The organism is Herbaspirillum sp. WGmk3, assembly GCF_023952535.1.
GTDB classification, from domain to species: Bacteria; Pseudomonadota; Gammaproteobacteria; order Burkholderiales; family Burkholderiaceae_D; genus Herbaspirillum; species Herbaspirillum huttiense.
Window position 1 is genome coordinate 316,981 of record NZ_JAKYWT010000006.1, and the last position, 22,237, is coordinate 339,217.

The 22,237-nt window shown below is 59.5% G+C and carries 19 protein-coding genes, 1 tRNA gene and 1 pseudogene; 12 read left to right on the forward strand and 9 right to left on the reverse strand.

The features are described 5' to 3' along the window. Positions 1–70: 70 nt before the first annotated feature. The 4 genes and pseudogenes from MKD49_RS22625 (at position 71) to MKD49_RS22640 (ending at position 2,961) form a co-directional block, all read left to right on the forward strand. Complete coding sequence (locus MKD49_RS22625) at positions 71–406, forward strand: helix-turn-helix transcriptional regulator (protein WP_051057514.1); 336 nt, start codon at positions 71–73, stop codon at positions 404–406. Then, the gene (locus MKD49_RS22630; RefSeq protein ID WP_252697440.1) at positions 393–1,652 is read left to right on the forward strand and encodes a type II toxin-antitoxin system HipA family toxin; all 1,260 of its coding nucleotides are present in this window, start codon (positions 393–395) and stop codon (positions 1,650–1,652) included. The genes MKD49_RS22625 and MKD49_RS22630 overlap by 14 nt, the downstream gene beginning before the upstream one ends. 81 nt (positions 1,653–1,733) lie before the next feature. Next, positions 1,734–2,090 (forward strand): annotated as a pseudogene (locus MKD49_RS22635) (isocitrate lyase/phosphoenolpyruvate mutase family protein); the annotation flags it as partial. 388 nt (positions 2,091–2,478) lie between these two features. After that, positions 2,479–2,961, forward strand: a complete 483-nt coding sequence (locus MKD49_RS22640) for a group 1 truncated hemoglobin (RefSeq protein ID WP_209567931.1) — start codon at positions 2,479–2,481, stop codon at positions 2,959–2,961. Positions 2,962–3,156: 195 nt separating this feature from the next. Here MKD49_RS22640 and MKD49_RS26530 read toward each other — a convergent pair whose 3' ends face one another. From MKD49_RS26530 to MKD49_RS22660, 3 genes are all read right to left on the reverse strand, one after another. Next, complete coding sequence (locus MKD49_RS26530; RefSeq protein WP_305882137.1) at positions 3,157–4,722, reverse strand: methyl-accepting chemotaxis protein; 1,566 nt, start codon at positions 4,720–4,722, stop codon at positions 3,157–3,159. A gap of 113 nt (positions 4,723–4,835) precedes the next feature. After that, the gene (locus tag MKD49_RS22655; RefSeq protein WP_245202094.1) at positions 4,836–5,741 is read right to left on the reverse strand and encodes a transporter; all 906 of its coding nucleotides are present in this window, start codon (positions 5,739–5,741) and stop codon (positions 4,836–4,838) included. Positions 5,742–5,799: 58 nt separating this feature from the next. After that, on the reverse strand, positions 5,800–6,201 hold the full coding sequence (locus MKD49_RS22660; protein WP_209567936.1) for a hypothetical protein: 402 nt from the start codon (positions 6,199–6,201) through the stop codon (positions 5,800–5,802). Here MKD49_RS22660 and MKD49_RS22665 point away from each other — a divergent pair. From MKD49_RS22665 to MKD49_RS22690, 6 genes are all read left to right on the forward strand, one after another. Beyond that, positions 6,200–7,714, forward strand: a complete 1,515-nt coding sequence (locus tag MKD49_RS22665) for an amidase (protein ID WP_209567938.1) — start codon at positions 6,200–6,202, stop codon at positions 7,712–7,714. The genes MKD49_RS22660 and MKD49_RS22665 overlap by 2 nt on opposite strands. 70 nt (positions 7,715–7,784) lie before the next feature. Further along, positions 7,785–8,384: a nitrile hydratase subunit alpha gene (nthA, locus tag MKD49_RS22670; RefSeq protein ID WP_252697441.1), complete on the forward strand. Its 600-nt coding sequence runs from the start codon at positions 7,785–7,787 to the stop codon at positions 8,382–8,384. Positions 8,385–8,446: 62 nt separating this feature from the next. Further along, positions 8,447–9,106, forward strand: a complete 660-nt coding sequence (gene nthB, locus MKD49_RS22675) for a nitrile hydratase subunit beta (protein WP_252697442.1) — start codon at positions 8,447–8,449, stop codon at positions 9,104–9,106. Beyond that, positions 9,103–10,344: a GTP-binding protein gene (locus MKD49_RS22680; protein WP_209567944.1), complete on the forward strand. Its 1,242-nt coding sequence runs from the start codon at positions 9,103–9,105 to the stop codon at positions 10,342–10,344. Before nthB ends, MKD49_RS22680 begins: the two co-directional genes overlap by 4 nt. A 25-nt stretch (positions 10,345–10,369) precedes the next feature. After that, positions 10,370–11,419 carry a phenylacetaldoxime dehydratase family protein gene (locus MKD49_RS22685; RefSeq protein WP_209567947.1) on the forward strand — a complete coding sequence of 350 codons (1,050 nt, stop codon included), beginning with the start codon at positions 10,370–10,372 and terminating at the stop codon, positions 11,417–11,419. Between the two features lie 466 nt (positions 11,420–11,885). Then, positions 11,886–12,809 carry a helix-turn-helix domain-containing protein gene (locus MKD49_RS22690; RefSeq protein WP_252697443.1) on the forward strand — a complete coding sequence of 308 codons (924 nt, stop codon included), beginning with the start codon at positions 11,886–11,888 and terminating at the stop codon, positions 12,807–12,809. Positions 12,810–12,887: 78 nt separating this feature from the next. Here MKD49_RS22690 and MKD49_RS22695 read toward each other — a convergent pair whose 3' ends face one another. From MKD49_RS22695 to MKD49_RS22710, 4 genes are all read right to left on the reverse strand, one after another. Continuing rightward, positions 12,888–14,036, reverse strand: a complete 1,149-nt coding sequence (locus tag MKD49_RS22695) for an acyl-CoA dehydrogenase (RefSeq protein WP_209567950.1) — start codon at positions 14,034–14,036, stop codon at positions 12,888–12,890. A 36-nt stretch (positions 14,037–14,072) separates the two neighbouring features. After that, positions 14,073–15,275: an acetyl-CoA C-acyltransferase gene (locus MKD49_RS22700; protein ID WP_252697444.1), complete on the reverse strand. Its 1,203-nt coding sequence runs from the start codon at positions 15,273–15,275 to the stop codon at positions 14,073–14,075. A 68-nt stretch (positions 15,276–15,343) separates the two neighbouring features. Further along, complete coding sequence (locus tag MKD49_RS22705; RefSeq protein ID WP_209567954.1) at positions 15,344–16,108, reverse strand: SDR family NAD(P)-dependent oxidoreductase; 765 nt, start codon at positions 16,106–16,108, stop codon at positions 15,344–15,346. 47 nt (positions 16,109–16,155) lie between these two features. Continuing rightward, entirely contained in the window at positions 16,156–17,826 is a 1,671-nt protein-coding gene (locus tag MKD49_RS22710; RefSeq protein ID WP_252697445.1) for an AMP-binding protein, read from the reverse strand. Positions 17,827–17,952: 126 nt separating this feature from the next. Between MKD49_RS22710 and MKD49_RS22715 the strand changes: the two genes are divergently transcribed. Continuing rightward, positions 17,953–18,981: an AraC family transcriptional regulator gene (locus MKD49_RS22715; protein ID WP_252697446.1), complete on the forward strand. Its 1,029-nt coding sequence runs from the start codon at positions 17,953–17,955 to the stop codon at positions 18,979–18,981. 249 nt (positions 18,982–19,230) lie between these two features. Here the strand turns inward: MKD49_RS22715 and MKD49_RS22720 are convergent. Together MKD49_RS22720 and rpoD are read right to left on the reverse strand one after the other, a co-directional pair. Further along, positions 19,231–19,309, reverse strand: a tRNA-Ile gene (locus MKD49_RS22720). A gap of 57 nt (positions 19,310–19,366) precedes the next feature. Then, a complete protein-coding gene (gene rpoD, locus MKD49_RS22725) occupies positions 19,367–21,592 on the reverse strand; it encodes an RNA polymerase sigma factor RpoD (RefSeq protein WP_008325811.1) in 2,226 nt (741 codons plus the stop codon). A 52-nt stretch (positions 21,593–21,644) separates the two neighbouring features. On the opposite strand from rpoD, the gene MKD49_RS26610 reads away from it, so the two are divergent. Next, the gene (locus tag MKD49_RS26610) at positions 21,645–21,938 is read left to right on the forward strand and encodes a hypothetical protein (RefSeq protein WP_227022640.1); all 294 of its coding nucleotides are present in this window, start codon (positions 21,645–21,647) and stop codon (positions 21,936–21,938) included. Positions 21,939–22,237 lie beyond the last annotated feature (299 nt).

A 22,237-nucleotide genomic window follows, 5' to 3' on the forward strand; every position in this document is an offset into this window, starting at 1 on the left:
GAATTGCAAACATCAGAACATAGATAATGCATTAAACTCTATAATGTCACATCTATGAACGGAGAAACGCATGCCCAAGAAACTCTCCACAGCCCAGGACTGGCCGACACTGGTACAAGAGCGCCTGACGACCTGGGGCAAATGTATTGCCACCCAGCGCCTGCGTCAGCGCATCACTGCCATTGATTTGTCTGCCCGGCTGGGAATCTCGCGGGTGACGCTGGCCAGATTGGAAAAGGGCGATCCCGGTGCCGGCGTGGGTGCTTATCTGACCGCGCTTCTGGCGCTGGGCATCTTCGACCAGGCCGTACCGGCATTGCCTGCCGAACTTTGGCAAGGTGACTATGGCCAGCGTGTCAGACTCAATCGGGAGCAGAAGGGAGCTGGCGACGATGACTATTTCTAAACCGGTCTATGTCTATCTGCAGCGTCCTGACAATGGCGAGTGGCTCACTGTTGGCCGGTACAAGGCAGGCGATTCCGGAGAGGGATTTTTCAGGTATGCCCCGTCTTACATCGAGGCCGGGCATACCTGGGCCATTGATCCGCAGAACTTGAAATTTTTGCCCGAGACGGATTTCCGGGCACAACGCTATCAAGGTCTGCATGACGTATTGCGGGATGCCTGCCCGGATGCCTGGGGACAAGCGCTGCTGCGTCGCGAACACAATCTTTCGGAAGATGCTCCGCCGCTGCAATATCTGCTCAAGGCCAGCAATCTGGACCGCTGGGGTGCGCTGGCCGTAGGAACAAGTGCCAAGCCGCCCGCTGCGCAAATGAACACCCCTGGCCTGCCTCAACTCAATGAAGTGATCGAAGAACTGGCGGCGCTCGCGGAGCATCGTCCTGCTATCCGGGCCAGCATTCGCAAACGGCTGGTCCAGACCGCCAGCGTGGGCGGTGCGCGGCCCAAAGCGACGGTACGGGGCGACCACGGTCAGTTCTGGCTGATCAAGCCGGAGATTGCTACAGACGCCGGCCCTGTTCCGCTGCTTGAGCACGTGGGCCAGCAATGGGGGCTGGCCAGCGGATTGAATTTTGCTCAAACCGTTTATCACGCTGACGCAGGTGGCAGAAAGTCGGTACGCGTTCTCAGGTTTGACCGCACCGGGCAGCAACGACACCTGTGTGTGAGCGCCGCATCCTTGCTGCAGGCTGAATATCCCGGGCGTCATGAGACGGACCGCTGGAGCTATCCACGTCTGGCCGAAGAACTCAGGCTGGCGGGCGCACCAAGTACTGACCGTATCGAACTTTTCGGTCGCATGGTCTTCAATGCCGTTTGCGGCAACGATGATGACCATGTACGCAATCATGCGATCGTCTATGCGGAGGAGGAACGCCGCTGGCGTCTCGCACCAGCGTTTGACGTGGTTCCGAATCCGGTGGACACGCCCGCTCGCCTGCACATGCAGCTATCGCAGGGACGCTTCGACATTTCGCGCGACGCAGTTTTGGCTGACGCACATCGTTTCGGATTTGCCAGTCGGGAGGAGGCCGCGAGGTGTCTCGACGCGCTGCTGGCGCGTATTACGGGCAGCTTTGATGCGGTGGCAAATTGCCTGGATCAGGAATGGCAAGCCATGTTGCGCGAACGCTTGTCTCACAACGTTGCGATTCTGCGCCGAGGGCGAGAGCGCGACAATAGTTAGTTGCAGTGCCTTCCATCTCCTCCCTGATGAGCCGGCGCATCATAAAAAACTCACTTATCCGGGCGCTACAAAATTCGTCTCAGGTCAGACCTTGATGACACGTTACGCCGTTTAAAAGCCTACGCTGATGCCGGGGCGGACTGCCTATATGCTCCAGGCATCAAAACAGCCGACCAAATAAAGGCAGTTGTCGAAGCAGTGGCGCCGAAGCCAGTTAATGTTCTCATTGGCTGGCCATCGGACCTGACGCTGCAAGATCTGGAGAATCTAGGGGTGCGACGTGTCAGTCTAGGCGGGGCGCTTGCTCGTGCAGCATGGGGATCTGCTCTACACGCTGCCCGTACCATATTGCAAGATGGAAAATTCAGTGAATTCGCAGGAGCACCATCTGGCTTGGAGCTTAATACCCTGTTGGGGCAGCAACATCCACGGGAATAAAAGCGCAAACAACATGGCGATGCCACTGGGTAGTCGCCGACTCCCGAGCGGCATGTTTTTAACACAGAATCAAGTGCCCGAAGTATTCAGAATACCTGGTACCACAACCGCAGGCTCCAAGTCGTTCTCGTATTGAATTGGGAAACCAGTCACCCCGGCTGAAGGGCATTAATTTGCACAACGATCTGCGACGTTGTCTATTTCCGTCAAGTTGATTGACCCTCAGAAGCAAGCTGCAATGAACCGTCGTCGCTACATTGGACACGGCAAGCTTGTTCGTTGAATTCAAGTGCAACGTCATCGCTTGCGTATGCCCCGACTGCGTATGGAAAAGATTTTCCTCCCCGCCGGAATACCAGGAATCACATCAACATGGAGAAGCGATAACATGACTGACAGCCAAGCATCCGAGCCTCAAAAGCCTTCCCTCTACGAACGTCTGGGAGGCTACGACGCGATCTACAAGTTTGCAGGAGAAGTGCTGCGGACCTGTATGAAACACCCCGCCATAGGTCATATCTGGAGCCACATGTCGGAATCCACCTTCCAGAAGGAGCACATCAATTTTGTCGATTTCCTGTCAGTTCACTGGGGCGGAAATGCTCAATACAGAGGGCGTGACATGGTGACCGCACACCGTGGCATGGGCCTAACTGAAGTTCATTGGCAAGCAGTGATGGAATGCATGGACGAATGCTACGACAACTTCGCAGTGCCTGCAGATATACGGGAAGAAGTGACGGCCTTTCTGACAAAGTTCAAGCCCGCTGTCATCGGCAGCCCATCCTACCGCGACGTCGTGCTGGCCCATCCGGAAATGGATGTGGCCAAAGGAATGAAAAGCGTAGGCATCACTTGGCCAAAACCTTGAGCCTCGGAGTAGTACGGATCTTGATAAATTGGTGATCAATCCCCCCTTGATCACCAATTCTGGGCATGGATTTTTTCAGAATTGACCGATAGTGCGCGCCGGTGCAATCGATCGACAAGATGGGATCCTCAAAAGAGCATTTGCTCTACCGGAATTCCCCCATCTTCCCCCCTGCTGGACAAAACAGGGCACAAATTACACCGGTAGGTCAGCCGCCAACTTGAAGGTGGCAACGGCCTGCACGAGCTGCAGCGCCTGCTCCTTGAGGTTCTGTGCTGCAGCTGCACTTTCCTCGACCAGGGCAGCATTCTGCTGGGTGGCTCGGTCCATCATACCCACCGCATTGCCTACCTGAGATATTCCACTGGTCTGTTCGACGCTGGCCGAGGTAATCTCCGCCACGATACCGCTGACATGCCCGATCGAGGCTACGATCTCATCCATGGTCTTGCCAGCCTGATTAACTAACACAGTTCCCTGCTCGACCTGCTCTACGCTACGACTGATCAAGGCCTTTATCTCCTTGGCCGCTCCCGCGCTACGTTGCGCAAGATTGCGCACCTCGCTGGCCACCACCGCGAAGCCCCGTCCCCCTTCGCCGGCGCGAGCGGCTTCCACTGCCGCATTGAGAGCCAGGATATTGGTCTGGAAAGCGATGCCATCAATGACACCGATGATGTCACCGATCTTGCGACTGCTGTCGCTGATGCCCTGCATGGTACTAACTACCCGTCCCACGACTTCACCGCCTTGAGCCGCGACTGCCGAAGCGCCCTGAGCCAACTGATTAGCCTGTTCGGCACTGTCAGTATTGTTCCTTACCGTCGTGTTGAGTTGCTCCATCGTGGCGGCGGTCTGCTGCAATGCACTGGCCTGCTGTTCCGTGCGCCTGCTCAGGTCCTGATTACCCTGTGCGATTTCGGCTGAGGCAGTCGCCACGCTTTCCGACCCCTTGCGAACCGAAGACACAACACGCCCAAGCGATCTCTGCATATCGGACAAAGCCTGGAACAAGGGGCTGAACTCATCACGATCGTCGTCCCGAGCACTGACCATGAGATCTCCATCACGGATATGCTCTACTACTCGCTGTGCCTGTTCTGATCGACGACGCAGCACTCGCGCGCAATACCACGAAAACGCGACCAGGCCAGCAATTACGATAGCGGTCAGCCCTACCAGCAGATTACGCAAGGATTTGCTGCTTTTCTGGATTAGTGCGATTTGCTCCAGCAGAAGATCCGACTGCACCTTCTTTTCCCCTATCAAACCGTTGAGCCAGGTATTGAGCGCGGGCAGGGTCTTCTCATTAAGAAACGCAAAGGCCTCATCCTGACTGCCGGAAGCGATGCCTGCCTCAATGAGCTTGATATTGAATTCGGCAGCGTCCCAGAATCCAGTCTTGTAGGTGACAGCTCTGGCGAAAAATTCTTCTCCCTCCTTGGTATGGATTTCCTTTTTATACTCGACAAAAATTTCGCCCAGTTTCTTTTCGTCACTGCGCATGGCTGCCTGAATCTCGGCTACCGCCTGCGGCTGCCGGGCATTGAGCATGGTATGACGCAACTGTGCAGAGATACGCGTGATCATCAATTCCACATCTGCAATGCGCTCCAGCTGCTTTACCCGCACACTGGCAGTGCGCTCGGCGATGGCAGAGACGTTGTTCAGTGAAATCCAGGCCATGCTACTGACACCCAGCAATCCCAGTGCCAACACAAAACTCACCAGATTCAAGCGAGACACGATACTCAGCTTCATAGTGATCCTTCAAGGTAGATTCAGACAGCATGGCTTGTTCGCCCCGCAGCTCGGCAGCCAAGCCGCGAACCATCGGAGCGATCAAGCATGCACAACGATGGATCCCCGCTCAATCAGAAAATCTGCAGCAGTCGCAGGTTCAGACGGAAGTTTTCTTTAAACCCATTGTCGACCGACAAGTCGCGACCGATACTGCCCATGATCTGCGTCTTGGCCGCCACGAAGGTGCTGCCACCGAAGGAAATCTTCAACTGATTGGGTTGGTCGTGGCTGTCCACGCCATTGACGCTGGTTTCTCCGCCCCAGGTCCGCGACAGCCCCGCAGTGGCGTTGGTGGTGGCAGAAAACTGGTAGCGCAGATAGGACTGCAATTGATAAAGCGGTGCTTGGCGCATACTGCCGCGACCGCTTCCATAATCGTTGTTCTTGCCATAGACCATCACATCCCCGGTCAGGTCGAGATACAAGGGACCGGATATCCGCTGAACCAGACCCGCTTGCAGGTCGAACTTCCATCGGTTCTCGCCAACGTTGAGCGCGCGACTGTCGGAATACGATCCAGTGGGCAGGTAGAGATACGGGGCCACCGCAAAGAAGGTCGATTTGGAAGGATCGTTGACCAGCCACACAGGCGCGGCCAGGATCAGGTCACCCAGGGCGTTCTCACTGCCCAGCGCCTTGATGTCGCGACCACTGCGCAGACTGGCGAAGGGCAGCAGCACCTGGGGACCCACCGTATAGCCGCCGATGTTCATGTAATGCACCAGGCGCAGGATGGTCACATCAGTGGTCAGCAAAGGATTGCCAGCACTGCGGGTACCACCGCTGTAGCTGGCGTCGCGTTCGGCATGCTGCTGATACAGCAGACCGGCGGTGGTCCCCGCAGGGGCCGGCACATAATCTGCCGGATCGACATCGATGGCGCAAGCGTCGGCCATCACGCCCATCGCCAGGGCAACGGCAATGGAGAATAAGACCGTTCGCAACGAGGCGAAACGGCGTCCTGCTTTCAAGTGCATGTTCATCTTGTCCTCTCTTTTCATATGGATGGAATCGCCGTGTTCCGAACAGGCGTCGTCACATGCCTGCACCGATCCGACGGTGATGAAAAGATAAAGAGGCAAGGCCCGCCTGACTCGTCAAATCAGGCCAAGGTACTTGCCATAACAAGACATTCTGAAAACTGATACTTTCCACGCCCGCCTTGACGTGGATTGCATGCCTGTCGTGCCTCTCCTGGTGTGCAGAACGCAAAGACGGAAATACGTAAACGATTTCCCATTTTTCCTCACGACACTGGCTGGCTTGTCCGCAAATGACAAACGAATGACCTGCACGGACAAGCATCGACAGTAATGCTCGCCAATGATAGCGATGCACGGTGGCCGCGACGAGCTTGCTGACCGCCGCTGCTGACCTTCCCATTGCAGTGCAATGCCCCATCACGGGGCATTCGAAATACAGGAGCGCGAATTTCATGCCTATCGTCCGACCCACCCCAGAGCAACTCAAGGAGCTCGCCAGTTCCCTGCACATCCAGCTCACCACGGAGCAGGCCAGTCAATACCTGGACTTGATGCAGGCAAGCTTCGATGCCTACGATGTCATCGATGGCTTGCCCGATGAAATTCCCGCCGTCAAGTATCCGCGCGCGGCTGCCGCCCGGCCGGCAACCAAGGACAATCCCCTCAATGCCTGGGCGTGCAAAAGCACCGTCAAGGGTGCCCCCCAGGGCAAGTTGGCGGGCCGCACCGTGGTGCTCAAAGACAATGTGGCCCTGGCAGGCGTGCCGATGATGAACGGCTCTTCCACACTGGAAGGTTTCGTGCCGAGCTACGACGCTACCATCGTGACCCGCCTGCTCGATGCCGGCGCCACCATTCTTGGCAAGGCCACCTGCGAGCATTTCTGCCTGTCGGGCGGCAGCCATACCTCCGACCCGGCTCCGGTTCACAATCCCCGCCGCCACGGCTATGGTTCGGGCGGCTCCTCGTCGGGCAGTGCGGCGCTGGTGGCGGCAGGCGAAGCGGAGATGGCCATCGGTGGCGACCAGGGCGGCTCGATCCGCATTCCCTCGGCCTTCTGCGGCACTTATGGCATGAAGGCCACGCATGGCCTGGTTCCTTATACCGGCGTCATGCCCATTGAAGCGACGGTCGATCATGTGGGGCCGATCACCGCCAACGTGCGCGACAACGCGCTGATGCTGGAAGTCATCGCCGGCGCCGACGGCCTCGATCCACGTCAATACGCGCCTCAGGTGCAGCCTTATACTGCAGCGCTTGACCGGGGCGTGCGTGGCCTGAAGATCGGCATCCTCACCGAAGGTTTTGCCCTGGGCAATATGGATCAGCGGGTGGCAGATAAGGTGCAGGATGCGATTGCCCAACTGGAAAAACTGGGGGCATCCGTAGCCCCCGTATCGGTCGAGGAACATGTGCTCGCCGGTGCGCTCTGGCAGCCCATCGGCTGCGAAGGCCTGACCATGCAGATGATGCATGGCAACGGCATGGGCTTCAACTGGAAGGGGCTCTACGACCTTGGCCTGCTGCAGCACCACGCCCATTGGCGTGAACATGCCGACGATCTGTCGGCCACGCTCAAGCTGTGCATGTTCGTCGGCCAATACGGGCTGACCCGGTATCAGGGCCGCTTCTACGCCAAGGCCCAGAACATCGCCCGCCGTGCGCGCGTCGGCTACGACAAGGCGCTGGCCGATTTCGATCTGCTGGTCATGCCCACCGTCCCCATCATCGCGCAGCCATTGCCGGCCGCAGGCTGCCCCCTGGCCGAGTACGTCGCGCGCGCCTTCGAGATGATTGGCAATACCGCACCGCTGGACATCACAGGTCACCCGGCCATGTCCATTCCCTGTGGCACGGTCGATGGCTTGCCCGTGGGATTGATGGTGGTCGGCAAACACTACGCCGAAGCCACGCTCTATCAGGCAGCGGCAGCCTTCGAGGCCAGCATGGATTGGCAGCAGCACTGATGTTTCTTTCGTGAAGTTCTTAGCGGCATTTTTTACCACCCCGCATTTTCAAGCCAGGAGTCAAAAAATCATGAGCAATCCATCCTCTTCCGCACAAACTTCCACCCCGGGTGAACGGGCGTGGGCGCTCTTCAAGGTTCTCAACGACAAAAAGCTGATTCCGGAAGGCTATATCGAAGGCCTGACCGATCTGCTGGCCAACAAATTCTCCCCGGCCAACGGTGCCCGCGTGGTGGCCAAGGCCTGGAGCGATCCGCAATACCGCGAACTGCTGCTGCGTGACGGCACGGCCGCCTGCGAAGAGTTCGGCTATACCGGCCCGCAGGGCGAATACATCGTGGCGCTGGAAGACACGCCCACACTCAAGAACGTCATCGTCTGCAGCCTCTGCTCCTGCACCAACTGGCCAGTACTGGGCCTGCCGCCGGAGTGGTACAAGGGCTTCGAATTCCGCGCCCGCCTGGTGCGCGAGGGACGCACGGTGCTCGCCGAACTCGGCACCGAACTGCCTAAGGACATGACGGTGAAAGTCTGGGACACCAGCGCCGAGACCCGTTACCTGGTGCTGCCGATGCGTCCGGCCGGCACCGAAGGATGGAGCGAAGAGGCGCTCAGCAAGCTCATCACAAAGGACGTGCTCATCGGCGTGGCCCTGCCAAAGGTGGGTTGAGCGCCGGTCTGCTCCACCGCAGCTTGGCTTTTATTTCATATTCAATCACTGGAGATTCAAACATGGATGGCTTTCACGACCTCGGCGGTGTTCAGGGCTTCGGCCGGATTCCGCATACCATCAACAGCCTCGATTACAAGAAGGTCTTCAAGCAGGACTGGGAACACCTGGCCTATACCCTGATGTTCCTGGGTGCCGATCACATGAAGCTCTACAGCGTGGACGAAGTGCGTCACGCGGTGGAACGCATCGAATTCCGCCAGCAGGCCAACACCCAGTACTACGAGCGCTATGTGATCGCCACCGCATCGCTGCTGGTGGAGCTAGGCGTGCTCACCCAGCAGGAGCTCGACGAGGCGCTGGGTTCCCACTTCCAGCTGGCCCGCCCCGCACAATCCCAGGGCCGCCCCGCCATCACCGGCCGCCCGCCCTTCGAAGTGGGCGACCGCGTCCTGGTACGCGACGAGCGTGTCACTGGCCACATCCGCTGCCCAGGCTATGTACGCGGCAAAGAGGGCGTGGTGCTGCACCGTACCACCGAACAATGGCCCTTCCCTGACACCATCGGCCACGGCGACAAGAGCGCCGTGATGCAGCCGACCTATCACGTCCAGTTCAGCAACCGCGATGTGTGGGGCGATGCCTGCGACGACGGCTTCGTGGTGGTCGACCTGTTCGAAGGCTATCTGGACAAAGTAGCGCAACAAGGTGGACGCGCATGAACGAACCCGCGCCCGAGGTATTGCTGAATGCTCAGGCGCAGAGGATCCCGGTGACGGTGTTATCGGGATTTCTCGGATCTGGCAAGACCACCTTGCTCAACCATATCCTGCGCAACCGGGCGGGGATGAAAGTGGCGGTCATCGTCAATGACATGAGCGAAGTCAACATGGATGGCGACGATGTAAGGCGCAATACCGAACTCTACCGCGGCAATGATGAGCTGGTGGAGATGAGCAATGGCTGCATCTGCTGCACCTTGCGCGCTGATTTACTGGAGCAGGTCAGCGCATTGGCAAGGTCGGGCCGTTTCGATTATCTGCTGATCGAATCGACCGGCATTTCCGAGCCCATTCCGGTGGCGGAAACCTTTGCATTTCTCGACAGCGATGGTTTCAGCCTGAGCGAGCTGGCGCGACTGGACACGCTGGTCACGGTGGTCAACGGCGAAACGTTCCAACAGCAATTGGCTGACCACGTCACCATTGCCCAGGCCGATGGCGCCAGCACGCGCCCGCTTTCCGACCTGCTCATCGAGCAAGTCGAGTATGCCAACGTGATCCTGGTCAGCCGCATCGACCTGATCGACGCCAGCGCCTTCGCCGCGCTCAAGGCAGTGCTGCAGAAGCTCAATCCGACTGCACGGATTCTGCCGATGGCGCACGGCAAGGTCGATCTGGATCAGGTACTCGACACCAGACTGTTCGATCTGCCCAGCCTGGCCCGCATGCCAGGATGGATGCAGACCATGGATGGCGCCCACCCACCTTCGGAGGCCGACACCTACGGCATCTCTTCCAGCGTCTATCGCGCACGACTGCCCTTTCATCCCGGCCGGCTGCTGGATTGGCTCGGACGTCCTTGGCGCAATGGCCGCCTGCTGCGCTGCAAAGGCTATCTGTGGATGGCCAGCAGATATTCCGACATTGCCATGCTGGTCCAGACTGGCGGCCAGTTTCAGTGGGGCTTTGTGGGCCGCTGGTGGCGTTTCATCGAGCAGACCCAATGGCCGCAGGACAGCTATCGCCGGCAAGGCATCCAGGAAAAGTGGGACGCACTGGCGGGCGACTGCCGACAGGAACTGGTCTTCATTGGCCAAGGTATCGATTGGGACTTGCTGACCGAGGAGCTCGACGCCTGCCTGCTTACCACCACCGAAATCGAAGCCGGTCCGGACGCCTGGGCACAGCTATACGGTGCTGCCGCGTTCGACGAGCGCGCCAGTACCACTTTGCATTGATATTTTTCCCAGAAGGAGATCCCGCATGGAATCCGCAATCGACCAGCATCTCAAATGTCCTCGCACGCTCTCACGCCGGGTGGGCGACGATTACCAGCCGCCCTTCCCGATGTGGGTCGGCCGCGCTGACGAAAACCTGACGCAGGTAACGATGGCCTACCTGGGCATCCAGTTCAAGGAAGAAAAGCGGGCAGACGCGCTGCAGGCCATGCGCCACATCGTCTCCAGCTTCGCTCTGCCCGATGGCCCAGGCAACCATGACATGAGCTATCACCTCGACAACCAGGGCTATGGCAACTTCATCGTCGTCGGCTACTGGCGTGATGCGGGCCGCTATTGCCGCTGGATGCGCTCCCCCGACGTCGCCGGATGGTGGGACAGCGATGCCCGGCTCGCCGATGGCGTCGGCTACTTCAAGGAAGTCTTCTCGCCACGCGCCGAGCAGTTCGAGACCCTGTATGCCTTCAAGGAAGAGCTGCCAGGGGTGGGCGCTGTCATGGACCGCATCAGCGACGACATAGAAGAGCACGGATACTGGGGGTCGATGCGTGACCGTATTCCCGCTTCACAAGTGGACCGGATGCGCCCTTCAGGTCAGCTGGAAGTGATCTACGGCGAGCCCGCCAAAGGCGGCCGGGTGCGGCTCAAGGGGCATGACAACATCGCCCTGATCCGCTCCGGACAGGATTGGGTCGATGCCGACCTGGAGGAGCGCGCGCTCTATTTCAACGAGATGCTGCCACCTCTGCAGGATGGCATGGACTTCCTGCGGGATCAGGGAAAGGAGATCGGCTGCTACAGCAACCGCTTCGTGCGCAATGTGGACCTGGAGGGCAATCTGCTCGACATTGCCTACGACATCGGCCACTGGCGCTCGCTGGATCTGCTGGAACGCTGGGCCGAATCACATCCCACCCACCTGCGCATCTTCACCACCTTCTTCAAGGTCGTCACCGGTTTGAAAAAACTCAGGCTTTATCACGAGGTATCAGTTTCCGATGGTGCTACGCAATGGCTGGAATACATCAACTGCCATCCGCAAACCGGCATGTTGCGCGACGCCAAGACTTCCTGAGCAGAAACGCCCGAGCCAGTCACCCGACAGGTCATCGGCAAGACCACTGGGCAATCCACCCAGTGGTTTTTTTTCGCCCTGAGCAACATCCTGGGCCCTGCCTGGAACGACGCCGCCTCACCAGCCAGCATTTGCTGCGCTGCGCTGAAAACGCTTTCCCCTGGCCGTTTTCCGGGCAATCGAGGGTCGTGAACTGCACGCAATCCATCAATCAAATTCCTCCTTCAGCGCAGCTTGTCCAGATATCCGAAGGCAGGCATAAATTTTGCACAAAATATGTAGCGCCATTGGCAGCGATGCATGAAATTCTATTGCCCTTGCGCGTTCATCTGGCGGATACTTTGCTACCGGGGATCGGTCCTCCAGCAGCCACAACGCTGCACGAAACCAGCCAGCCAAGCCCATTCGCCAGGCCGGTCATCAGCCAGCATATCTGCATCGACTCGATACATCAGGAGTGCCCCTTATGAAGGCTCAATACACCACTGAGATCGTCGAAGCGCCACGGCGCTTCGAGTATTGGAATGATGTCGTTTGTCGCCATTGCCTTCAGGCCGACAGCAAGCTGTTGGGCGCGCCAGTCTTCGACGGCGCCATGTCAGTGAGTTCCATCGGGATGCTCGATATGGCCATCATGAGCTCGCCCCTGCACCATTGGCGACGTGATGCGCACCATATTCGCTCAAATCCCGACGATGACCTGTGGCTTGCCTTCATGGTCTGCGGCGAAGCCTATCTGGCGCAGGACGGTCGCCAGACCCGTCTGCAATCGGGTGACATGGCCTTGTACGACGGCGCTCGGCCTTTCGAGTTCGCACTGGGTCCCGAGAAGATCTATCTGACCCGCTTGCCCCGCAAGTCATTGTTGAGCCGCTGTCCCGAAGCCGAACACCTGACCGCGCAGTTGATCGATGCCCGCCGGCCCGGTGTGATGGCGCTGCGCTCGATGCTGGAAGAAGCAGGCACTTGCGAATTCAACGACGCCGAGTCGGCGGTGCGCTACAGCGCTGCCTTGCTGGACGTGCTCGCCTTGAGCCTGGCCGCGCCCGGTTCCAGGGCAACTGCGGCAGAAAAGAATGATCTCTACAAACGTGTTCTCGCCTATCTGCGCGAGAACTATACCGACCCGCAACTCAACCTCCACGTCCTAGCCGCCGCTCACCACGTCTCTGAACGAACGCTGACACGCGCCTTTGCCCAGCACAACCAGACTCCCATGGACGTGCTGCGCCGGGTGCGACTGCAAGCCAGTTATCGCGCCCTCACCGAAGGCAATGCCGGCAATGTCACCACGGCGGCGCTGGACGCCGGGTTCTCCGATCTGTCCCACTTCAGCCGGGTATTCCGGGCCGCTTTTGGCTGTACCCCGCAGAGCCTGTTGTCGCACTAGGTCCCTGCTCCATAAAGAACAAAGAATAAAGGCTGCCGATTGGCAGCCTTTATTCTTTCGTTCGACCTACGTCACGTTTCACGAATGCGCTTGATCGCTGGTGATGGCTCGACCGATGACCAGGCGCTGGATATCATTGGCCCCTTCATAGATCTGGCAGATGCGCACGTCACGGTAAATGCGCTCGACCGGAAAGTCGCTGGTATAGCCGACGCCCCCATGGATCTGGATCGCATCGGAGGCAATTTTCTCGGCGGCCTCGGAAGCAAACATCTTGGCCATCGACGCCTCCTTGAGGCAAGGTCGTCCCTGATCCTTCAACTGGGCGGCGCGCCACACCATGAGCCTGGCGGCGTCCAGCAAGGTGTTCATGTCGGCCAGGCGGAAATTGACGGCCTGGTGCTCGATGATGGGGACTCCGAACGATTCCCGCTGCCGGGCATAGCTGACGGCGGCCTCGAAGGCGGCGCGCGCCATGCCCACGCTCTGCGCGGCAATGCCGATCCTGCCAGCTTCGAGATTGGACAAGGCGATGCGATATCCATCCCCTTCCTTGCCGAGCAAGGCTGCGACGGGAACACGGCAGTTGTCGAGCATGATCTGCACCGTATCGGAAGCATGCTGTCCCATCTTTTCTTCGCTGCGTCCGACCACGAAACCTGGGGTATCGCACGGCACCAGGAAGCAGGAGATGCCCTTCTTGCCTGCTGACCTGTCGGTGACGGCAAATACGATGGCCACCCCGGCGTGCTTGCCGCTGGTGATGAATTGCTTGGTCCCGTTGAGGATGAAATCGTCACCGTCTCGCTCGGCCTTGGTCTTGATGGCTGCCGCGTCCGATCCGGTGTGCGGCTCCGTCAGGCAGAAGCAGCCCAACATCTCGCCGCGTGCCAACGGCTTGAGCCACTGCTCTTTCTGGGCCGGGCTCCCGTACTTCTCGGTAATGCCACAGGCCAGGGAATTCTGGACCGAGACGATGGTTGAAGTCGCCCCGTCGCCTGCGGCAATCTCTTCCAGCGCCAGCACCAGGCTCATGTAATCCATTCCGGCGCCGCCCCACTGCTCCGGCACGCACATACCCATGGCGCCCAACTCGGCCAGTTCCTTCAGGGCCTCGGCGGGAAAGGTATGATTTCTGTCCCAGTCTGCGGCAAAAGGTAACAGGCGTTCTTGTGCAAACTGACGCATGGCGTCGCGAATCATCTCGTGCTCAGGGCTCAGCAACATCTCCATCTCTTTCTCCGTTTAAACGGCGTGCGACCGTCACGCCAGTGCCAGGGCGATGGCCGTCGCTTCGCCGCCGCCGATACACAGGCTTGCGATCCCGGTCTTGAGGCCGCGTGCCTTGAGTGCCCCCAACAAGCTCACAATGATGCGCGCACCGGAAGCACCGATAGGATGTCCCAATGCACAGGCCCCGCCATGGACATTGATCTTCTCCATGTCGATGTCCAGTTCCCGGCTGGCCGCCATGGGCACCACCGCAAACGCCTCGTTGATTTCAAACAGGTCGGTGCTGGCGGCATCCAACCCGGTCTTGGCGAAGATCTTGCGCAGCACGCCGATTGGCGCGGTGGGGAATTTCTCGGGCGCGCCGGCATACGAGGCATGACCCAGTATCCTGGCCAGGGGCGTCAAGCCCTGCTTCACTGCCTGCGATTCGCGCATCAGTACCAGGGCCGCCGCGCCGTCCGAGATGGAAGAGGAATTGGCCGCAGTGACGGTGCCATCGCTACGGAAGGCTGGCTTGAGGGTAGCGATGCGCTCCATGTTCACCGCCATCGGTCCCTCATCGTGACGGATCACGAGGCTGCCCTTTTTGCCCGTCACATCGACGGGAACCACTTCCCAGTCGAAGCCGCCGTTGCTGATCGCCTCGCGCGCGCGCAAGGTGGACTGGACCGCGTAGGCGTCCTGCTGGTCGCGAGTGAAACCGAACTCACTGGCGCAATCCTCGGCGAAGCTTCCCATGAGCCGGCCGCGATGCTGGTCCGAATACGCGTCTTCCAGTCCATCGAGGAACATGTGATCCAGCACCCTGTCGTGTCCCAGACGGTAACCCCGCCTCGCCTTGGGCAGCAGATAGGGCGCATTGGACATCGACTCCATGCCGCCTGCCACCACCATCGACGCGGAACCGGCCAGTATGCTGTCATGCGCCAGCATGACCGCTTGCATGGCCGAGCCGCACACCTTGTTCAAGGTGGCACAGGCTACCGACTGCGGTAAGCCGGCGCGCAAGGCGGCCTGGCGTGCGGGGGACTGTCCCAGGCCTGCCTGCAGCACACAGCCCATCCATACCTGTTCGATCTGCGCAATCTGCTGCGCGGAGAGGCGGGCACGTTGCAGGGCAGCCGACATCGCCACTGCCCCCAGTTGCGGGGCCGGCAGATCCGCCAGCGCGCCTTGGAAACTGCCCATCACCGTACGGGCAGCCGACACGATCACCACCGGGTCTGCGGACATGCTGGTTCCTTTTGCTTTTTCATTCATCTGTCTTTCTCTCGCTTGCTGACGTATCGGGCCTGGTGCCGCTACTTGGCGCTCATGCGAAGCGCACCATCCATCCGGATGACCTCGCCGTTCAGGTAGCGGTTTTCCAGGATGTACATGACCAGGCCGGCGAATTCGGAAGGTTTTCCGAGGCGAGGTGGAAAAGGTACGTTGCGGCTCAAGGATTCCAGCACCTCTTCCGGCATCCCCAGCATCATGGGCGTCTCGATGATGCCGGGCGCAATCGTCATGACCCGGATGCCATGACGCGCCAGCTCGCGTGCCATCGGCAAGGTCATCGATACCACCCCGCCCTTGGAGGCGGCATAGGCCACCTGCCCCATCTGTCCGTCGAAGGCGGCAATCGAGGCCGTATTGATGATGACGCCACGCTCGCCCTCTGCGTCAGCCTGGCCGCCGCTGATGTGCTGTGCCGCCAGCCGTGCCATGTTGAACGAGCCGACCAGGTTGATGTTCAGCGCGCGCATGAAGCTGTCCAATCGATGCACGCCGCTCTTGCCCAGCAGTTTTTCCCCCGGTGCAATGCCGGCGCAGTTGACCAGGCCGACCACCGGGCCCATGGTGGCGGCGACCGCAAAGACCTCTTGCGCACTGGACTCACTGGTGACGTCCGTCAACACGAATCGGGCATTGGCACCGAGTGTGGCCTGCATCTTTTCACCGGCCACCGGGTTGACGTCCGCCAGCACCACCTTCGCACCGGCCTTGATGAGCTGCTCGGCGGTCGCCGCACCCAGTCCGGAAGCTGCGCCGGTGACGACATAGACACCTTGTTTAATGGCCATGGTTATCCTCGATTATTCTTGATTGCATCAAACTCGATCATCACGTTTCAGGAATGGTCAGTCCGCCGATCCGCTTCCATCTGGCGCAGCATGAAGCGCTGCAGCTTGCCGCTGGGCGTCTTGGGCAGCGCCTCGAGAAACTCGATGGCACGCGGATAGGCATGGGCGGAGAGTCGCCGTTTGACGTGTTGTGCCAACTCCTCCGCCAATTTGTCATGGGCCTTGAACTTGTCCGACAGGACCACGAAGGCCTTGACGATCTCGGTGCGCTCCGGGTCGGGCAAGCCGATGACGGCCACATCGGCCACCGCAGGATGCTCCAGCAGCGCGCTTTCGACATCGAATGGCCCGATCCGGTAACCGGCTGAGGTAATCACGTCGTCGGAGCGACCAATGAAGCTGATGCTGCCGTTTTTCTCCAGCTCGACGTTGTCGCCGGTGGCGTAATAGCCGCCGGCAATAGCCGGGGTTTCCTGCTTCCAGTAACCGGAAAACCAGAACAGGGGCGAGCGCGCAATATCGATGGCCAGTTCGCCTGGCTGGTTCGCACCGAGCTCCTGCAGATTCTCGTCAAGCACCACCACGCGATACCCTGGCATGGCAAAACCGGCCGACCCGGGCACGACCTCGTGCTGCAAGGCGTGATGGTTGTTGACCACCATTCCCAGCTCTGTCTGCCCGTAATGGTCATGGATGGGGACATCCAGAGCGCTGGCGAACCAGCGCACCACCTCGGCATTCAATGGTTCGCCGGCACTGCTGACGGTGCGTAGCTGGCCCTTGACGCTGGCTGCCGCTTCCTCGCCGGCGGCCATCATCATGCGATAGGCGGTGGGGGCGCCGGCCAGGCTGGTGATGCCCAGGCGGCGGATGATCTCGTAGGTTCCCTGGACGGTGAATGCGGCCTCATTGAAGGTAATGCCCTGACCGAGGGCCAAGGGACCGATGATGGCGTAATAGAGGCCATAGGCCCAACCCGGATCGGCCATATTCCAGAATCTGTCCTCCGGCAACAAGCCCACTGCCTGGCGCATGTAGAGCGCGAACGCCGGCAGGGCAGACAGCGGCACCGGTACCCCCTTGGCAGCGCCCGTGGTGCCCGAGGTGGACATCATGAGCATCAGGTCGCTGCCGGTTCGCATGACGGGGGCAAAGTCGTCGGACTGGGCGTCCACGGCCGCACGGAAATCGAGATCACCCGCGCGCACGGGCTCGCTGCTCTCCCTGATCGTGCAGACTTGCGGACAATTGGCGACCTCATCCAGCTTGGCCCGGTTGGCCGTACTGGTGACGATCAGGCTGGCACCGCTCAGTGCCAGCCGATGTTCTATGGCCTTGGGTCCGAAGGCCGTAAACAGAGGTTGATAGACCGCACCGGCGCGCAGCGTGCCGAGCACGGTGGCCAACAGTTCCGGCGTGCGCGGCAGCATGCCGGCCACGATCTGGCCCGGCTGTATCCCTTGCTGCCTGAGCAGATTGGCCACCCGCGCTGCCATCGAACGCAACTGGGCAAAACTGTACTGGCGATGCTCGCCTTGTGCGGACACAAAATCCAGGGCGATCTTGTCCCCGTCGACATGACGATCACAGCATTCGACACAGGCGTTGATGCCCGTCTCGAAATCTCCTTGGAACTGCTCTCGCAGCGCTTCGATGCGAAATGCCGCATAGGCGTCTGCATAGTCCGGCTTGCGCGGCTCGGGGGTAGGGTCAGGCATGGTGTCGTCTCCACTTTGTATTTTTGCGCTTACACTATGACTTCGATGTGTATGGCAATAGATACTAGGCGGGCAGAACATTGCAAGCAATGACAAATACCTGCTGATTCCTTGATCGGATTTACCATGTTGAAAAAGGTCAGCGAGACGCCTTCCATCCAGTTCTCGTTTGTTGAAGACGCCTTGCGCTGCCTGGTCAGGCAGGGATACGAGACTGCCCCGCTGCTAAAGGAGGCGGGACTGGACATGACGCAGGCGGGGCCTGTCACTGCAGAGCAATATGGGGCATTGTGGCTGGCGATTGCGCGGACTACGGACGATGAATTCTTCGGCCTTTCTGCGCGGCCGATGCGCCACGGAAGCTTCACCTTGCTGTGCCATGCCGTGCTGCATGCACAGTCGCTTGGGCAGGCCTTGCGGCGCGCGTTGCATTTTCTGCGCATCGTGCTTGATGAGCCGTATGGAGAATTGCAGATTGATGGCGGCAAGGCCCACATCATCCTGATCAAGAACAGATCGCCCTATCCTGCCTTTGCCTATCGCACATTTTTGCTACTGGTGCTGGGACTGGCCTGCTGGCTGGTCGGCCGGCGCATTCCTTTGCAGTGCATCGACTTTTCTTGCTCGATTCCGGAAGGGCGGCCTGATTACCTGGAATTCTTCGGGGTGCCCGTCAACTTCAACAAAGCGCGCTGCGCCCTGAGCTTCGACGCCGTCTATCTCGACCTTCCGGTGATCCGCTCGGACATCGCCTTGAAGCCCTTCCTGCGCGATGTCCCCGCCAACCTGCTGGTGCGTTACCGTCACGATACCGGTTGGGTCACCAAGCTGCGAGCCCATCTGAAGCAATCCTCCCCCAGCGACTGGGCAGACTTCGATGCCATTGCAGAGCGCCTCGGCGTCTCGCCTGCGACCCTGCGACGTCGCCTGCGCGAAGAAGGACAAAGTTATGCATCGCTCAAGGACGAGATACGCAGCGGCATCGCCCAGACATTGCTCGCAGAAAATGAATTGAGCGTGGCTGCCATTGCTGTGCATCTTGGCTTTACTGAAGCCAGTGCGTTTCACCGGGCCTTCCGCAAGTGGACAGGGAAAAGCCCTGGGGCTTATCGGCGGGACTTGTTGCAGGTCAGGGTGATGGATTCTCAGCGCTGAGGTTGAGGTCGCGTGCGAAGGTAGAGGGCGGGTTAAATCATGTCGGGAGCGGGGTGCTTCACGGATGGTGATTTGCTCGCGAGAGCTGACTGACCCTCGCGAATTGACCTGTTTTCCACTGCCTGCCAAAGGCAGCCACGCGGTCTTAGGGCTCGTCATAGCCTGTTCTTCAAACTCCGGCCGCAGGTCGGGCAAACGTCGGAAGTCAAATAAAAAAAGGGCTTACGTTTTACCGTAAGCCCTTCTATATGGTGGCCCCCCCGTGAGTCGAACACGGCACCAACGGATTATGAGTCCGCTGCTCTAACCAAGCATGAGCTAGGGGGCCAAAAAATCAGCCGGCGATTTTAACATCTCGCCGGCCAATCCTGACTCACCCTTAAGATCAATTCCCTTCAAGGAAGCTCTTGAGCTTGTCCGAACGCGAAGGATGACGCAGCTTGCGCAATGCCTTGGCTTCGATCTGACGAATACGCTCGCGGGTCACGTCGAACTGCTTGCCCACTTCTTCCAGCGTATGGTCGGTCGACATCTCGATACCGAAACGCATGCGCAGCACCTTCGCTTCGCGCGGGGTCAGGGAATCCAGGATGTCCTTGACCACGTTGCGCATCGAGGCATGCAAGGCCGCATCGGCCGGCGCCAGCGTGTTGTTGTCTTCGATGAAGTCGCCCAGATGAGAATCGTCGTCGTCACCGATCGGCGTTTCCATGGAGATCGGTTCCTTGGCGATCTTCATGATCTTGCGGATCTTGTCTTCCGGCATTTCCATCTTGATCGCCAGGGTCGCGGGATCCGGCTCGGCACCGGTTTCCTGCAGGATCTGACGCGAGATGCGGTTCATCTTGTTGATCGTTTCGATCATGTGCACCGGAATACGGATGGTGCGCGCCTGGTCAGCGATCGAGCGGGTGATGGCCTGACGGATCCACCAGGTCGCATAGGTCGAGAACTTGTAGCCGCGACGATATTCGAACTTGTCCACCGCCTTCATCAGACCGATGTTGCCTTCCTGGATCAGGTCCAGGAACTGCAGGCCACGGTTGGTGTACTTCTTGGCGATCGAGATCACCAGACGCAGGTTGGCCTCGGTCATTTCACGCTTGGCCATGCGCGCCTTCTTCTCGCCGGCGCCCATCTTCTTGTTGATCGCACGCAGGTCCGGCAGCGGCAGTACCACGCGCGCCTGCAGGTCGATCAGTTTCTGCTGCAGTTCCTTGATGGCCGGCACATTGCGGCTCAGCACGGCGCTGTAGTCATGGTTGGCGGCGACTTCGCCATCCACCCAGTCCAGGTTCACTTCATTGCCCGGGAACACCTTGATGAAGTGCGCGCGCGGCATGTTGCACTTGTTGACGGCCACGTCCAGGATCTGGCGTTCCACGGTACGCACTTCGTCCACCTGCGCACGCAGGGTGTCGCACAGCTTCTCGACTATCTTGGCGGTGAAGCGGATGCCCAGCAGCTCGTTGGAAATGATTTCCTGCGCCTTGACGTAAGGCTTGGAGTTGTAGCCTTCCTTCTCGAAAGCCTTGCGCATGTTCTCGAACTGGGTGCCGATGACGGCGAACTTGCCCAGCGCGTCGCGCTTCAACTGTTCCAGCTGTTCGGCAGAGAAGCCGGCGGCACCAGAGCCGCTGCTCTCGTTTTCCTCTTCTTCTTCGTCTTCTTCCTCTTCTTCCTCTTCCTCGTCGTCCTCATCGGAGTCGGAAGAGGCCGCCTCGACCTGCTGTTCGCTCTCGTTGGGATCGACCAGGCCGTCGACGATTTCGTCGACCTTGATCTCATCCTTGGAGATGCGGTCAGCCGCAGCCAGGATCTCGGCGATCGTGGTCGGGCAGGCGGAGATGGCCTGGATCATGTCCTTCAGGCCGTCTTCGATGCGCTTGGCGATTTCGATTTCGCCTTCGCGGGTCAGCAGTTCGACCGAACCCATTTCACGCATGTACATGCGCACCGGGTCGGTGGTACGGCCGAAATCGGAATCGACGGTCGACAGTGCAGCTTCAGCTGCGGCTTCGGCGTCATCATCGCTGGCCACGTTGGCCACGTTGTCCGACAGCAGCAGGGTTTCCGCATCAGGAGCGTGCTCGTAGACCGAGATGCCCATGTCGCTGAAGGTACCGATGATGCCTTCGATGGCTTCCGGATCGACGATGTTTTCCGGCAGGTGGTCGTTGATTTCCGAGAAGGTCAGGAAACCACGTTCCTTGCCCAGCTTGATCAGGGTCTTGAGCTTCTGGCGACGGCGCTCCAGCTCTTCTTCGCTGGCTTCGGTGTCGGAAGAGAAAGCGTCCTTCAGCAAGGCCTTTTCCTTGGCCTTGCGGTCCTTGGCCTTGGCCTTGTCGGCGGCCTTCAGTTCGGTACGCTCGATGGTGTTCAGTGCGGCAACTTCATCGCTCTCGGGCTGGAATTCCTTGGGCTTGCGGCCACGGCGGCCCGGCACCTTGACGCTCGGCAGCACATAGCCGGACGTGTCGATGGCTGCCAGGGCAGCGGCATCAGTGGTTTGGCTTACGCTCGACGCAGCAGTCGCGCTGACGTCTTTGCCTTCCACCTGTGCGGCTTTGGTGGTCTTGGCGGTCTTGGTTTCGGGTTTCTTGGTGGTCACGGAAGTCTTCGTCGCTTTCACAGAAACCGCTTGTTCGGCGGCTTGAGGTAACTTGTTGGCTGGCGTTGCAGTCGCTTTGGGCGATGCGGCGCGGGCCGGCTTGGCGGCAGTTGTCTGGGCTGCCGTCTTTTTCGGCGTCGCTGCTGCTGCAGTCTTGGCCGTGGGTTTTACGGTGACAGCAGCCTTCGCCGTCCCCTTGACTGGCGATTTGGCGGCTACCGCCTGGGTGGTCTTGGCCGCAGCGGTCGATTTTACCGCCGCTGCCGTCTTGCTGCTCTTTGCCGACGCTGCTGGAGTTTTCGCGGGTTTCTTCATTGCATTTGCCATAGAATCAACTGCCAATTGAGAATTCACTCATTGCGCCAATCAAGTCATGCTAATGATGCAACTCCGGTACCGGTTGCCCGGTAGACTCCGGCTGCACGCGCAACGTTCCTTTTACCGGCGGGCCATCGATCGCGCGCAGCAGGCAGTCGTGCCGCTTGCAATCCGGCAGCGATACCGCTGTCTGCCGTCCCTCCTCCCGATGCGCCGGGGTGAAGGCATGTCGCCGCAGGGTGGGGATGCAAGAGCCATCCGGCGGAACTAAAGCCCTCTATTATAGCACAGATGGGGCTCTTTTCCCTGGGATCAAGCCGCGATATT

Excerpts from the sequence above, each read along its gene's own strand:
- MKD49_RS22710 (WP_252697445.1), bottom strand. The coding sequence starts at position 17,826 with ATGCCTGACCCTACCCCCGAGCCGCGCAAGCCGGACTATGCAGACGCC.
- MKD49_RS22630 (WP_252697440.1), top strand. The coding sequence starts at position 393 with ATGACTATTTCTAAACCGGTCTATGTCTATCTGCAGCGTCCTGACAAT.
- MKD49_RS22715 (WP_252697446.1), top strand. The coding sequence starts at position 17,953 with ATGTTGAAAAAGGTCAGCGAGACGCCTTCCATCCAGTTCTCGTTTGTT.
- MKD49_RS22700 (WP_252697444.1), bottom strand. The coding sequence starts at position 15,275 with ATGTCCGCAGACCCGGTGGTGATCGTGTCGGCTGCCCGTACGGTGATG.
- MKD49_RS22680 (WP_209567944.1), top strand. The coding sequence starts at position 9,103 with ATGAACGAACCCGCGCCCGAGGTATTGCTGAATGCTCAGGCGCAGAGG.
- MKD49_RS22660 (WP_209567936.1), bottom strand. The coding sequence starts at position 6,201 with ATGAAATTCGCGCTCCTGTATTTCGAATGCCCCGTGATGGGGCATTGC.
- MKD49_RS22685 (WP_209567947.1), top strand. The coding sequence starts at position 10,370 with ATGGAATCCGCAATCGACCAGCATCTCAAATGTCCTCGCACGCTCTCA.
- MKD49_RS22625 (WP_051057514.1), top strand. The coding sequence starts at position 71 with ATGCCCAAGAAACTCTCCACAGCCCAGGACTGGCCGACACTGGTACAA.
- MKD49_RS22690 (WP_252697443.1), top strand. The coding sequence starts at position 11,886 with ATGAAGGCTCAATACACCACTGAGATCGTCGAAGCGCCACGGCGCTTC.
- nthA (WP_252697441.1), top strand. The coding sequence starts at position 7,785 with ATGAGCAATCCATCCTCTTCCGCACAAACTTCCACCCCGGGTGAACGG.
- MKD49_RS22665 (WP_209567938.1), top strand. The coding sequence starts at position 6,200 with ATGCCTATCGTCCGACCCACCCCAGAGCAACTCAAGGAGCTCGCCAGT.
- MKD49_RS22655 (WP_245202094.1), bottom strand. The coding sequence starts at position 5,741 with ATGCACTTGAAAGCAGGACGCCGTTTCGCCTCGTTGCGAACGGTCTTA.
- MKD49_RS22705 (WP_209567954.1), bottom strand. The coding sequence starts at position 16,108 with ATGGCCATTAAACAAGGTGTCTATGTCGTCACCGGCGCAGCTTCCGGA.
- MKD49_RS22695 (WP_209567950.1), bottom strand. The coding sequence starts at position 14,036 with ATGTTGCTGAGCCCTGAGCACGAGATGATTCGCGACGCCATGCGTCAG.
- nthB (WP_252697442.1), top strand. The coding sequence starts at position 8,447 with ATGGATGGCTTTCACGACCTCGGCGGTGTTCAGGGCTTCGGCCGGATT.
- MKD49_RS22640 (WP_209567931.1), top strand. The coding sequence starts at position 2,479 with ATGACTGACAGCCAAGCATCCGAGCCTCAAAAGCCTTCCCTCTACGAA.
- MKD49_RS26530 (WP_305882137.1), bottom strand. The coding sequence starts at position 4,722 with ATGAAGCTGAGTATCGTGTCTCGCTTGAATCTGGTGAGTTTTGTGTTG.